We start from the raw sequence: 13016 nt of genomic DNA, 5'->3' as shown, positions 1-13016 counted from the left end.
GCTCCCACCCTCACCGAGCAGGCCGCCGCCGCCCTGCGCCGGCTGATCCTGCTCAACCTCCTCCCCCCCGGCGAGGTCCTGAACGAGCCCGACTTGGTCGCCCGCCTCGGCGTCTCCCGCACGCCGGTGCGCGAGGCCTTGAAGCTGCTCGCCGGCGAGGGCCTGGTCACGTTGCGCCGCAACCGGGCCGCCCTGGTGGCGCGGCTCGACCCCGCCGACCTCGTGCCGCTGTTCGAGCTGGAAGTGGCGCTGGAGAGTTTTTGCGCGGGGCTGGCCGCAGAGCGGATGAATGCGGCCGAGATCGACCGGCTCGACCGGCTCCAGGCCGCCCTGGAGGCGGCGGAGCACGACCGTGACGCCTATACCCGCCTGAACCGCCAGGCCCACCGGCTGATCGTGACGGCGTCCCGCAGCCCGGCCATCGCCGAGGCGCATGGCCGGGCCTTCGCGCGGCTGGAGCGGGCCCGCAACTTCGCCCTCGCGGCGGAGGGCCGGGTGGCGGAATCGCTTATCGAGCACCGGGGTATCCTGGAGGCTTTGCGGGCCCGCGATCCGGAGCGCGCCCGGACCCTGATGCACGCCCACGTCGCCCGCACCCAGGCCCTGATGGTGGCCCGTCTGACCGAAGGACCGCGCCGATGACCGACATGACGGATGGGGAGCCCTTGGAGGGGATTCGGGCCCTCGGGGTGATCCTGCCCTCCTCCAACCGCGTGGTGGAGCGGGCGACCGAGGCCCGGCTCGCCGGCCTGCCCGCCGCCGCTTGCTACGCCCGGGTGCCCTATGGGGCGATGCTCAACGGCGAATCTTACGACGAATCCGTCTTCCTCACCGCCGCCGATCTCCTGGCCGATGCCGGCGTGGCGGCCCTGTGCTGGAACGCCACCCGCGGCGCTGCCCTCGGCTTCTCGCCCGACGAGCGCCTGTGCGCGACGATCACACGCCGCACCGGCCTGCCGATGGTGACGACGGCCCTCGCCACCCGGGAGACGATCGTCCGCGCGGGCTACCGCCGTCTCGGCCTCGTGGTGCAGGGCGGTATGGAGGAGGCCGATCTGGTTCGTGCCCGTTTCGGGGAGGCCGGCATCGCGATCGGCCCCGCCGTTGCCCTCGGCGTCACCGAGAACCGCCTCGCCGCCGCGGTGACCCCGGCCCGGCTCGCGCAGGCCACGCGGGAGGCGGCGGCCGGCTCCGAGGCGGTGCTGATCTGGAGCACCAACCTGCCCGGATGGCGCCTGCCCCCGACCCTCGACGGCGTGCCGCTCCTCGACGCGACCACAATCGGGACGGAGGCGCTGCTGGCGGCCGCGGGGCTCATGGGCGCCTGACGCAATCCGCATGGCACCCCGCGATGCGTCCGACCGACGCCCTGTGCTAAGGCTGCCGTCATGCCCGGGAAGAGGCGTGCGGGAGGCGAAGACGGGCGCAAGGCCGCGCCCCCGCGCGCTTGGTAACCGGGCTCCGGATCACGTCAGGCAGCCCCCATGAGCCTCATCACCTATCTCACCCGGATCCAGTTCGAGCGCGGCGCCGTCCGGCTGATCGGCGAGGAGCTGGCGCTTCTCGGCGCGCGGAAGCCCCTGATCGTCACCGATCGCGGCGTCGTGGCGGCCGGCCTGATCGCTCGCGTCCTCGACGCCGCCGGCCTGGCCGCGGACACTCCGGTCTTCGACGGCACGCCCGAGAACCCGACCGAGGAGGCGACGCTGGAGGCCCGCGACCGCTTCAAGGCGGAAGGGTGCGATTCGGTGATCGCGGTCGGCGGCGGTTCGCCCCTCGACCTCGCCAAGGGCGTGGCCCTGCTCGCCACCCACGACGAGCCGCTGGCGACTTACGCGGCGATCCTCGGCGGCATCCCGCGGATCCGCGCCGACCAGCCGCCGGTGATCGCCGTGCCGACCACCGCCGGCACCGGCAGCGAGGTCGGCCGCGCGGCGCTCATCACCCTCGCCGACGGGCGCAAGCTCGGCTTCATCTCGCCCCACCTGATCCCGAACGTGGCGATCTGCGACCCCGAGCTGACGCTCGGCCTACCCCCGGGCCTGACGGCGGCCACCGGCATGGACGCCCTGACCCACTGCATCGAGACCTATCTCAGCCCCCGTCACAATCCGCCGGCCGAGGCGATCGCCCTCGACGGGTTGTCCCGCGCCACCCGCTCGCTCCCCCGCGCGGTGCGCGACGGCAGCGACATCGAGGCCCGCGAGGACATGATGATGGCGGCGCTGGAGGGCGGCATGACCTTCCAGAAGGGCCTCGGCGCCGTCCACTCGATGTCGCACGCGCTCGGCGGCCTGAAGGCCAAGCGCCTGCACCACGGCACCCTCAACGCCGTGATCCTGCCCCACCTCCTGCGCTTCAACGCTCCGGCCTGCGCCGAGAAGTACGGCGCCCTGCGCAAGGCGATGGGGCTTCCCGAGGGCGCCGACCTCGCCGCCGCGATCGAGGCGCTGAACCGCGACCTCAGCCTGCCGACCGACCTCGCCGCCATGGGCGTCACGGAGGCCGATTGCGAGGCGCTGATCACCCGGGCGGTGGAGGATCACTCGACGGCGACCAACGGCCGGCCGGTCGGGGCGGAGGAGTTCCGGGAGCTGTTCCGGGCCTCGCTGCACGGTCGGGCGGCGTAGGCCGGGGCTAAGCATCATTCGCCGAAGTGGTCACCGGTTCGGCGGCGAAAATGCTGCAAAAACAAAAGCTTAAGCAGAGTTGCCCCGTGCAACTCTGCTGAGGCGGCCCTCTACGCCTCCGGCTCGAACCCCATCGCCACCCCGTTCATGCAGTAGCGCAGGCCGGTCGGGGCCGGGCCGTCGTCGAAGACGTGGCCGAGATGGCCCTGGCAGCGGGCGCAATGGACCTCGGTCCGGGTCATGAAGAACGAGCGGTCTGTCTGCGTCTCGACCGCACCGTCGAGGGGGGCAAAGAAGCTCGGCCAGCCGGTGCCGGATTCGAACTTGGCGGCGGCATCGAACAACGGCTGGCCGCAGCCGGCGCAGGTGAAGGTGCCGGCGCGCTTCTCGTGGTTGAGCGGGCTGGTGCCCGGGCGCTCGGTGCCGTGCTCGCGCAGCACGCGATATTGTTGGGGCGTCAGGGTCCGGCGCCACTCCGCATCGGTGCGGGTCTCGGCGGTGCCGGTCTCGGTCGCGGCCATCGGGGCCTCTCCTCGTCGCGATTCTCAAATGACGAGGACACAAGATGGGGGCGGGCGCCGCATCCGGCGAGGGGTTGCGGCGCCGCGGTCTCAGGCCGGTGCCCCGACCGTGTCGGCCATCCGGGCGCGGCGCGTGCCCATCGGCTGCTCCGGCCCGGTGGTGGTATCGCGGGCGGTCTGGTGCTCCAGTTCGGCGTTGATCTCGCCGCCGAGCAGCACGATCGTCGAGGAGATCCAGATCCAGGTCATGAAGCCGATCGCGGCGCCGAGCGAGCCGTAGGTCTCGTTGTAGTTGCCGAAATGCGCGACGTACCAGGAGAAGCCGATCGAGGCGACGAGCCACACCGACCCTGCGGTGAGGCTGCCCGGGGTGACCCAGCGCCAGCGCGGCAGGTCGCGGCTCGGCCCGTAGCGGTAGAGGAGCGCGAGGGCGAAGAGCAGCACCGCGAGGAGCGCCGGCCAGCGCAGCAGCGCGATGTACCAGGCCGTCGGGCTGATCCGGATGCCGAAGTACCCTAAGAAATTCAGCGCCACCGGCAGCACCACGATGCAGCCGAGCGCCACGATGACGAAGATCAGCGCGCCAAAGGTGAAGGTGAGCGAGCGCAGGTTGAGCTGGATGAAGCTGCGCTTCTCCTCCTCCTCGTAGACGATGTTGAGCGCGTCGAACATCGCCTTCATGCCGGCATTGGCGCTCCAGAGAGAGATGGCAAGGCTGGTGAAGAAGGTGATGCCCAGCGTGGTGCCGCCCTTGGCGGTGATGCGCTTGACCTGATCGCCGATGATGTCGAGGGCGCCCGACGGCAACACGCCCTGGAGCAGGGAGAGGTGGTCGTTGATGCTGCTCGGATCGGTGAACAGCCCGTAGAGCGAGACCAGGGCCGCCACCGCCGGGAAGATCGCCAGCAGGGTGTAGAAGGTGACGCCAGCCGCCACCGACAGCACCCGGTCCTTCTGGAACTCGAGGTAGACGCGGTAGAGCACGTCCTTCCAGCCCTTGGCCGGTATCTCGGTCGGCGTGTCCGCCTTGCGCCCGCGGTCGCCCTCGGTGTCGGCGACCCACTGGGCCGGGCGCCCGGAATACGACTTGGCGCCGCCGCCGAGATGCCGGGTCGGGTCAGGCGCCGCATCCGTCACGCCGTCCGGCCGCCGCGCCGTGACGAGGCGGACGAGCGCGAGGCCGAGGAAGACGGTCCACAGGGTCGAGGTCACGCCGGACGAGGCGGAACCGGAGCGGGGTTCGGGCGGCATCGCGACACCGGATCAGGAGGACGTGTCGCCCACAAGCGTGGGCGCTCGGGAGTCACAACGTCGCGTCGCAGGGAGCGTTCCGGATAAGATAAAATGCCTTAGCGTCAATGGCTTGACCCATGGAGACTAGGCCGCCGCGCTGCCCCCCGGCAGGCTGCGGATCAGCTCGGCGAAGCGGTCGCCCTGCACCAGCACGTGGGCGCGCAGGCGCTCGCCGGCCAAGACCTCGTCCCCGGCCAGGATCGCCTCTACGGCACCCTCGTGCTCGGCGAGCGACTGGCGCAGCCGGTGTCGGGCCCGGAGCTGGATGCGCCGGAACGGCGCCAGGCGCCGGCTCAGACCCACCGCCTGCTCGCACAGGAACCCGTTGCGCGAGGCCCGGTAGATGACGGCGTGGAAGACCGCGTTCTCGGCGTAATAGGCCTCGGTCTCGCCGGCCGCCGCCGCCGCCCGGCAGGCGTCCAGCGCCGCGACGAGCTCGCGCTGATGCGCGTCGGTGAGACGCCGCGCGGCGAGGCGGCCGCAGGCGGCCTCCAGCTCCGCCATGGTCTCGAACATCTCGATCAGCCGCGCCGGCTCCGGCGTGCTCACCACCGCGCCGCGGCGCGGCTTGACCTCGATCAGGCCGGTGACGGCGAGCTGCAGCAGCGCCTCGCGGATCGGCGTGCGCGAGACCCCGAACCGGGCGGCGAGCTGGACCTCGTCGAGCCGGTCACCGGGGCGCAGGACCCCGTCCACGATCTCATCCTCGATCGTCTGCCGCAGCCGCTGGGCGTGACTCATATGGGCGTGACTCATGGCTGATCCCGCCTTCCACCATCGGTGAATATGCACCAGCGTTGACAAAATATACAAGATCGGGGTCTTCTGGGTGTGCGAAGCGGCGGGACGTCAACCTGCCCGTGCGTCATCACCGCGAGACGCGGGACGAGAGCCGCTCTCATCTCAGAGGAAACGCCATGGCCTTCACCCGCCGCACAATCGTGGCCGCCGGCCTCGCCGCGCCCGCCCTGATCGGCCTCGGCCGCGCCGCGCAGGCCGCCACGACGTTGAAGCTCTCGCACCAGTTCCCGGGCGGCACGATCGACGAGGGCGACTTTCGCGACCGGATGTGCCGAAAGTTCGCGGCCGCCGTGAAGGAGCGCTCGAAGGGCGCGCTCGACGTCCAGGTCTATCCCGGCTCGTCGCTGATGAAGACGAATGCCCAGTTCAGCGCGATGCGCAAGGGCGCGCTCGACATGAGCCTCTACCCGCTGCCCTATGCCGGCGGCGAGGTGCCGGAGACCAATATCGGGCTGATGCCGGCGCTCGTGACCTCCTACCCGCAGGCGATGGCCTGGAAGGCGGCGCCGGTCGGGCGCAAGCTCACCGAGATCCTGCTGTCGAAGAACATCGTGCTGGTCTCCTGGGTCTGGCAGGCCGGCGGCGTCGCGAGCCGCGACCGCCCGCTGGTGCGGCCGGAGGACGCCAAGGGCATGAAGGTCCGCGGCGGCTCGCGCGAGATGGACCTGATGATGAAGGCGGCGGGCGCCGCCACCCTCAGCCTGCCCTCGAACGAATCCTACGCCGCGATGCAGACCGGCGCCTGCGACGCGGTCATCACCTCCTCGACCAGCCTGATCTCGTTCCGGCTCGAGGAGCTGTCGAAGTCCCTCACCTCGGCCCGCGGCCGCTCGTACTGGTTCATGCTCGAGCCGATCATGATGTCGAAGGCGATCTTCGACGGCCTGCCGAAGGACCAGCGCGACCTGATCATGGCGGTCGGCGCCGAGCTCGAATCCTTCGGCCAGGAGGGCGCGCAGGCCGACGACACCCGGGTCGAGCAGATCTTCGGCAAGGCCGGCGCCAAGGTCGAGGCCCTCGACGAGGCGACGTTGAACCGCTGGCGCGACATCGCCCGGGAGTCGGCCTGGAAGGACTACGCCGCCAAATCCTCGTCCTGCGCCGAGATGCTGAAGCTCGCGGAGGCGGTCGCGTGAGCCACGCCTTCGACGCGGCCTCCGCCGCCGCGGAGCCGGAGCGCGCGACGGCGCGGCCCCGGCTCCCCGGCCCGCTCGCGGCGATCGACGGCGCGATGGCGGGCTTGAACCGGCTGATCCTGCTCATGGGCGGCATCGCCCTCGTCGCCGCCTGCCTGGTGCTGAGCTACAGCGTCGTCGTCCGCTACTTCCTGAAGATCCCGACCGAGTGGCAGGACGAGACGGCGGTGTTCCTCATCGTCGGCGCCACCTTCCTGTCGGCGGCGGGCGTCCAGGCCCGGCGCGGCCACGTCGCCATCGAGGCGCTGACCGGCCTCCTGTCGCCGCGGGCGAACCGCCTGCGCCTGCTCTTCGCCGATATCGTCAGCCTCGGCTTCGTGGCCTTCTTCGCCTGGAAGAGCTGGACCCTGCTGCACGAGGCCTGGGAAGACGGCCAGATCTCGCAATCGACCTGGGGGCCGCCGCTCTGGATCCCCTACTCGCTGATGGCTGTCGGCATGACGCTGCTGGCGCTGCAATTCCTGCTCCAGATCGCCGAGGCCGTGGCGCGGGGCCCGAATGCGGCCGGCTTCGCCGACCCGAAGATCGGCCTGGGCCCCGATCTCGAGCGCGCCAAGAAACACGATAAGCAGCACGACACGAAGGGGGCCTCCCGATGAGCACCGCGATCATCGGCACCCTCTACGCGGGCGCCACCCTGGGAGCGATGCTCGCCGGCATCCCGATCGCCTTCGCGCTCGGCGCGGTGGCGCTCGTCTTCATGCTGGCCTTCATGCCCGGCGCCTCCCTCGATACGGTGGCGCAGAACGTCTACGAGGAGATGGCCTCGATCACGCTCCTGTCGATCCCGCTCTTCATCCTGAAGGGCGCGGCGATCGGCCGGTCGAAGGCGGGCCAGGACCTCTACTCGGCGATGCATGCCTGGATGCACAAGATCCCGGGGGGGCTGGGCATCGCCAACGTCTTCGCCTGCGCGCTCTTCGCCGCCATGGCGGGGTCGAGCCCGGCGACCTGCTCGGCGATCGGCTCGGCCGGCATCCCGGAGATGCGCCGGCGCGGCTATTCCGGCGGTTTCGCCGCCGGCATCATTGCGGCGGGCGGCACCCTCGGCATCCTGCTGCCGCCCTCGATCACCATGATCCTCTACGCGGTGGCGGCCGAGCAGTCGCTCGGGCGGCTCTTTCTCGCCGGCATCGGCCCGGGCCTGCTGCTGGTCCTGCTGTTTGCCGCCTACGCGGTCTGGCGCTTCCGGCGTGAATTCGCCATGGCGCGCGCCGCCTACGTCACCGGCGGGCCAGAGCACCCGATCCTGGCCGAAGACCGCTACTCGATGGCGCAGCGCTTCTCGACCCTGCCGCGGGTGCTGCCCTTCGTGGTTTTGCTCACCGGCGTCATGGTGGCGCTCTACGGCGGCTACGCCACGCCCTCCGAGACCGCCGGCCTCGGCGGATTGCTGGCGCTCGCGCTGATCGCCGCGATCTACGGCGTGTGGCGGGCTAAGGACGTCAGCCCGATCCTGATCGCGACTCTTCGCGAGTCGACCATGCTGATGCTGATCATCGGCATGTCGCTGCTCTACGCCTACGTGATGAGCTACCTCCACATCTCGCAGGCCGCGGCGGCCGCGATCGTGGCGATGCATCTCTCGCCGTGGCTCCTGCTGCTGACCATCCTGCTGCTGGTGGTGGCCCTGGGCTTCTTCCTGCCGCCGGTCTCGATCATCCTGATGACCGCGCCGATCATCCTGCCGCCTTTGCGGGAGGCGGGGTTCGACCTAGTCTGGTTCGGCGTGGTCATGACGATCACCATGGAGATGGGGCTGATCCACCCGCCGGTCGGCCTCAACATCTTCGTCATCAAGAACATCGCGCCCGACATCCCGCTCTCCGAGATCATCTGGGGCACCCTGCCCTTCGTGATCCTGATGGCCGTGGCGATCCTGGTCCTGTGCGTCGCCCCCGGCATCGCGCTGTGGCTGCCGGATCTCCTCTTGCCCTCGACCAAGTAGAGGCGCCACCATGGCAGAGCCGCCGCCGGGACCCGCCCGCGACACCCGGCGGCGGTCCTCCCTCCTCTCCGCTGCCGCAGCGGAGCCCTATCTGACAACGGGCGGCGCGACGGATCCGGGCAGCGGATCCCGGGCGTCCGCGCAACGTGACGGTGAGCAAGGCCCCATGGCGGCGATCTCGTTCCTCGGCGACCTCCTCCAGAGCATCTCGGACCGGGGCCGCGGGCTGATCGCCTTCGGCCGCGACGACCCCGCCAAGGCGAGCGTCGCCGAGGTGGTGAAGCTCTGCGAGGACCTGATCTCCCGGCGCGGCGAGGCCTCGGGCGTCGCGCTGGCTCGCATCATCCTCGACCGCTACGACAGCTTCGGTCGCGCCGACCGCCACGACTTCCTGCGCCGCATCGCCCTCGATTTCGGGGCCGACCACGCGGCGGTGGAGGGCGCCATCGCGGCCTACGCCAAGGCGCCGTCCCGGGCGGCCCTCGGGCGCCTGCACGAGGCGGCCGAGCCGCGCTCGCAGGAGCTGATCCGCCGCCTCAACCTCGCCCGCGACGGCACGATCGCCCTAGTGCGGATGCGTGAGGACTTGTTCACCTTGCGCGACGCCGCCCGCAAGGCCGACAAGCCGGACCCGGCCCTGGCCGAGGCCGTCGAGAGCCTGGACTCGGACTTCGAGCACCTGTTCGCGTCGTGGTTCAACCGCGGCTTCCTGGTCCTGCGCCGGATCGACTGGACGACGCCGGCCCATATCCTGGAAAAGATCATCAGATACGAGGCGGTCCACGCCATCTCGGACTGGGACGACCTGCGCCGGCGCATCGAGCCGCCGGACCGGCGCTGCTTCGCCTTCTTCCACCCGGCGCTCCTCGACGAGCCGCTGATCTTCGTCGAGGTGGCGCTCACCACCGGCATCGCCGCGGCGATCGCCCCGATCCTCGCCAACGATCGCCGGCCGACCGACACGCGCGAGGCGACGACCGCGATCTTCTACTCGATCTCGAACTGCCAGAAGGGGCTGGCCGGCATCACCTTCGGCAACTTCCTGATCAAGCAGGTGGTGGAGGACCTGTGCCGCGAGATGCCGGCGCTGAAGACCTTCGTGACGCTCTCACCGGTACCGACCTTCCGCACCTGGCTCGACCGCGAGCGCCGGGCCGACGCGCCGCAGGGGATCACCCGCGATGACGTCGAGACCCTGCGCCTCCTCGACCAGCCCGACTGGCACGCCGACAAGACGAAGGCCGACGCGGTGAAGAAGGCCCTGCTGCCGGCCGCCGCCTACTACTTCCTGCGCGCCAAGACCCCGCGCGGCAAGCCGGTCGATCCGGTGGCGCGGTTCCACCTCGGCAATGGCGCCCGGCTGGAGCGCCTGAACTTCCTCGGCGATGTCTCGCCGAAGGGCTTGGCGCAGGGCTACGGCCTGATGGTCAACTACCTCTACGACCTCGCGGCGATCGAGAAGAACCACGAGACCTACGCCAATCTCGGCACGGTCTCGGCCTCGCTCACCGTCAACCGTGAACTGCGCCAGAACCTGCCGCCGGCGCGGTCGGTGGCGCTGGCGGAGGCGTGAGCATTTTCTCCTCTCCCCGCGGGCGGGGAGAGGGTTTCGCCCCCCTCGTCGGGGGCGGAACGAGGCGGCAGCCGAGGGTGAGGGGGAGGTGCCGGATGTGGCCCTTTCGGAAACACCCACTCACCCTCGCCCTTCGGGCTTGCCGTCCCCTCTGAACGAGGGCACGGCCCTCTCCCCGCCCGCGGGGAGAGGAGAGACCCGCGTTCTTCGAGTGGACAGCGTGGCCGCTCATCTCGCCGACGACTGAAGAGTCCCCCATGTCCAACCACTTCTTCGACATCATCCGCTCCCGCCTCCCCGCCGATCCTTCGGCCAAGGTCTTTCTGGAGACCCCCGAGGGCCTGCGCTGGAGCTACGCCGACCTGATCGCCGAATCCGGCCGCTACGCCGCGGCTCTGGTCGGCCTCGGCGTCGCGCCCGGCGACCGGGTGGCGGTGCAGGTCGAGAAGAGCCCGGCGGTGATCGCGCTCTATCTCGGCTGCGTGCGGGCCGGCGCCGTCTTCCTGCCGCTCAACACCGGCTACACCCCGGCCGAGATCGCCTACTTCCTCGGCGACGCCGAGCCGGCCCTGTTCGTCTGCGATTCCAGCAAGCTTGACGCCCTGAAGCCCGTGGCCGAGGCGGCGAACGTCAGACAGGTCGGCACCCTCGACGCCAAGGGCGAGGGCACCATGGCGGCCGAGGCTGCGGGCCAGACCGGCGACTTCGCCGACGTGCCACGCAGCCCGGACGACCTCGCGGCGATCCTCTACACATCAGGCACCACCGGGCGCTCGAAGGGCGCAATGCTGACCCACGACAACCTGTCGTCGAACGCGCTGACGCTCGTCGATTACTGGCGCTTCACGCCGGAGGACGTGCTGATCCACGCGCTACCGGTGTTCCACACCCACGGCCTGTTCGTCGCCACCAACACGGTGCTGATGTCGGGCGCCGCGATGATCTTCCTGCCCAAGCTCGACCCGCCGCTGATCCTGTCGCTGATGGGCCGGGCGACCGCGCTGATGGGCGTGCCAACCTTCTACACCCGACTGCTCAAGGAGCCGGGCCTGACCCGCGAGGCGACCGCCGGCATGCGCCTGTTCGTTTCCGGCTCGGCGCCCCTGCTCGCCGAAACCCATCGCGAGTGGCAGGAGCGGACCGGCCACCCGATCCTCGAGCGCTACGGCATGACCGAGACCAACATGAGCACGTCGAACCCCTATGACGGCGACCGGGTCGCCGGCACGGTCGGGTTCCCGCTGCCGGGTGTCTCGCTGCGGGTGGTCGATCCGGAGACCGGCCGGGCGCTGGCGGCCGACCAGGTCGGGATGATCGAGGTGCGCGGGCCCAACGTGTTCAAGGGCTATTGGCGCATGCCGGAGAAGACCGCCGCCGAGTTCAAGGCCGACGGCTTCTTCATCACCGGCGACCTCGGCAAGGTGGATGAACGCGGCTACGTCCACATCGTCGGCCGCGGCAAGGACCTGATCATCACCGGCGGCTTCAACGTCTACCCGAAGGAGGTCGAGACCGAGATCGACGGGCTGCCCGGCGTACTCGAATCGGCGGTGATCGGGGTGCCGCACCCGGATTTCGGCGAGGGCGTCACCGCCGTGGTGGTGCCGCGCGGGGCGGAGGCCCCGAGCGAGGCCGCGATCCTCTCGGCGCTTGAGGGCCGGCTCGCCAAGTTCAAGCTGCCGAAGCGCGTCATCATCGCGGATGAGCTCCCCCGCAATACGATGGGCAAGGTGCAGAAGAACCTGCTGCGCGAGACGCACAAGGGGTTGTACGAGGGCTGAAGGCCCATTTTCTCTGCGCAACCATATCAACACTCTCCTGGTCATTCCGGAGCCGCGCAGCGGAGCCCGGAATCCAGAACCGCGGGACTTTGAGGATTGAGCGGGACGCTTTCCGCTTTATTCTTGCACACCCGAGTGTCTGGATTCCGGGCTCCGCTGCGCGGCCCCGGAATGACGCGGAGGATTATGAGATCGTCGAGGGCTATCCGAAAAGCCTCCGAGCTTTCTCGACCGGGAGTGCGAGCCCCCTTCACCCCACCCCCGCAAACTCCGCCTCCAAAGCCGGCACCAGCTCCCCCAAAAAGTCCTCCGCCGCGGCCGGCAGCGTGCGCCCGGCCTTGGCGATCAGGCAGACCGGCCTGGAAAAACTCGCCTCGGCGATCGCGCGCGAGCGCAAGTCGGGCTCGGCCCGGATCTCGCGGGCGGAGCCCGGCAGGATGGTGAGGCCGAGCCCGGCCCGCACCATCCCGACCGCCGTCATCATGTAGGTCGCCTCGCAGGCGGTCACCGGCAGCCGGCCGGCAGCCACGAAGGCGGCGTCGACGACGGCGCGCACGCTGGTCTCGGCATCCATCAGCACCAGCGGGTATTCCGCCAAGGCTTCCAAGGTCACGGTCTCGACCCCGCCGATCAGGTGACCCGCGGGATAGACCACGTGCAGGGCATCCGCCGCGCGGGCGAGCACCGTGACGTCCGGATCGCGCACCTCGCCGCCGGTGACCCCGAGATCGACCTCCTCGCGCCGCACCAGGGCCAGCACCCGCTCGGCGATGGCGTCCTTGACGACGAAGCCCATCCGCGGATGCGCCGCCCGGAAGGCCGCGATCGCGTCCGGCAGCACGCCCGCCGCCACTGAGGGCAGGGCCGCGATCCGCACGATGCCGTGGCGGCGCGCGGCGAGGTCGCGGGTGTCGATCACGACGCTGTCGAGTTCGCGCAGCACCCGCTGGAACACCGGCAGCAACTCGCGCCCGACCCGGGTCGGCTCGACGCTGCGGCTGTTGCGGTCGAGGAGGCGCACTGCGAGCGCCTCCTCCAGCCGGCGGATCTGCACCGTGAGCGCCGGCTGCGACACGTTCAAGAGGGCGGCCGCCCGGGTGAAGCTGCGCAGATGCGCGACCGACACGAAGGCCCGGACGTGGCGCAGGTTGAGATCCATAACGGATGATTATTGAGGCGATCCGATCTTTTCAATTGCCGGATCGCCGACCTCTTGGTGTGATCCGGGGATAGTGAACGACGCCACGTCCGAGCGCCGAACCCCCGGAGGAAA

At 70.4% G+C, this 13016-nt stretch carries 12 protein-coding genes; 8 read left to right on the top strand and 4 right to left on the bottom strand.

Annotated elements, in window-relative coordinates; all coding sequences use genetic code 11:
- The 3 genes from ABZT49_RS22440 to ABZT49_RS22430 all read left to right on the top strand — a co-directional run.
- The coding region (locus ABZT49_RS22440) for a GntR family transcriptional regulator (RefSeq protein WP_355289096.1) at positions 1-642 on the top strand (642 nt) is incomplete at its 5' end.
- Positions 639-1328 (top strand): Asp/Glu/hydantoin racemase, encoded by a 690-nt coding sequence (locus tag ABZT49_RS22435; protein ID WP_355289094.1) that lies wholly within the window; start codon positions 639-641, stop codon positions 1326-1328. The genes ABZT49_RS22440 and ABZT49_RS22435, both read left to right, overlap by 4 nt.
- A gap of 156 nt (positions 1329-1484) precedes the next feature.
- The gene (locus ABZT49_RS22430; protein ID WP_355289093.1) at positions 1485-2630 is read left to right on the top strand and encodes an iron-containing alcohol dehydrogenase; all 1146 of its coding nucleotides are present in this window, start codon (positions 1485-1487) and stop codon (positions 2628-2630) included.
- A 110-nt stretch (positions 2631-2740) separates the two neighbouring features.
- Here ABZT49_RS22430 and msrB read toward each other — a convergent pair whose 3' ends face one another.
- The 3 genes from msrB to ABZT49_RS22415 all read right to left on the bottom strand — a co-directional run bounded on the left by msrB (position 2741) and on the right by ABZT49_RS22415 (position 5185).
- Complete coding sequence (gene msrB, locus ABZT49_RS22425; protein WP_355289091.1) at positions 2741-3151, bottom strand: peptide-methionine (R)-S-oxide reductase MsrB; 411 nt, start codon at positions 3149-3151, stop codon at positions 2741-2743.
- Between the two features lie 90 nt (positions 3152-3241).
- Positions 3242-4402 (bottom strand): YihY/virulence factor BrkB family protein, encoded by a 1161-nt coding sequence (locus ABZT49_RS22420; protein WP_355289089.1) that lies wholly within the window; start codon positions 4400-4402, stop codon positions 3242-3244.
- Positions 4403-4528: 126 nt separating this feature from the next.
- Positions 4529-5185 (bottom strand): GntR family transcriptional regulator, encoded by a 657-nt coding sequence (locus ABZT49_RS22415; protein ID WP_355289098.1) that lies wholly within the window; start codon positions 5183-5185, stop codon positions 4529-4531.
- Between the two features lie 176 nt (positions 5186-5361).
- Between ABZT49_RS22415 and dctP the strand changes: the two genes are divergently transcribed.
- The 5 genes from dctP to ABZT49_RS22390 all read left to right on the top strand — a co-directional run bounded on the left by dctP (position 5362) and on the right by ABZT49_RS22390 (position 11743).
- Complete coding sequence (dctP, locus tag ABZT49_RS22410) at positions 5362-6381, top strand: TRAP transporter substrate-binding protein DctP (protein ID WP_355289088.1); 1020 nt, start codon at positions 5362-5364, stop codon at positions 6379-6381.
- Positions 6378-7040: a TRAP transporter small permease gene (locus ABZT49_RS22405; RefSeq protein WP_355289086.1), complete on the top strand. Its 663-nt coding sequence runs from the start codon at positions 6378-6380 to the stop codon at positions 7038-7040. Before dctP ends, ABZT49_RS22405 begins: the two co-directional genes overlap by 4 nt.
- Positions 7037-8389: a TRAP transporter large permease subunit gene (locus ABZT49_RS22400; RefSeq protein WP_355289084.1), complete on the top strand. Its 1353-nt coding sequence runs from the start codon at positions 7037-7039 to the stop codon at positions 8387-8389. Before ABZT49_RS22405 ends, ABZT49_RS22400 begins: the two co-directional genes overlap by 4 nt.
- Before the next feature lie 166 nt (positions 8390-8555).
- On the top strand, positions 8556-9962 hold the full coding sequence (locus ABZT49_RS22395) for a malonyl-CoA decarboxylase (RefSeq protein ID WP_355289082.1): 1407 nt from the start codon (positions 8556-8558) through the stop codon (positions 9960-9962).
- Positions 9963-10219: 257 nt separating this feature from the next.
- Positions 10220-11743, top strand: coding sequence for a malonyl-CoA synthase (locus ABZT49_RS22390; RefSeq protein WP_355289080.1), 1524 nt, complete (start codon positions 10220-10222; stop codon positions 11741-11743).
- Positions 11744-11993: 250 nt separating this feature from the next.
- Here ABZT49_RS22390 and ABZT49_RS22385 read toward each other — a convergent pair whose 3' ends face one another.
- Positions 11994-12902, bottom strand: a complete 909-nt coding sequence (locus ABZT49_RS22385) for a LysR family transcriptional regulator (protein WP_355289078.1) — start codon at positions 12900-12902, stop codon at positions 11994-11996.
- Positions 12903-13016 lie beyond the last annotated feature (114 nt).

Source organism: Methylobacterium sp. EM32 (assembly GCF_040593685.1).
Taxonomy (GTDB): Bacteria; Pseudomonadota; Alphaproteobacteria; order Rhizobiales; family Beijerinckiaceae; genus Methylobacterium.
The sequence above is the reverse complement of the archived record's forward strand: the minus strand, read 5'-3'. Positions and strand labels throughout refer to the sequence as shown.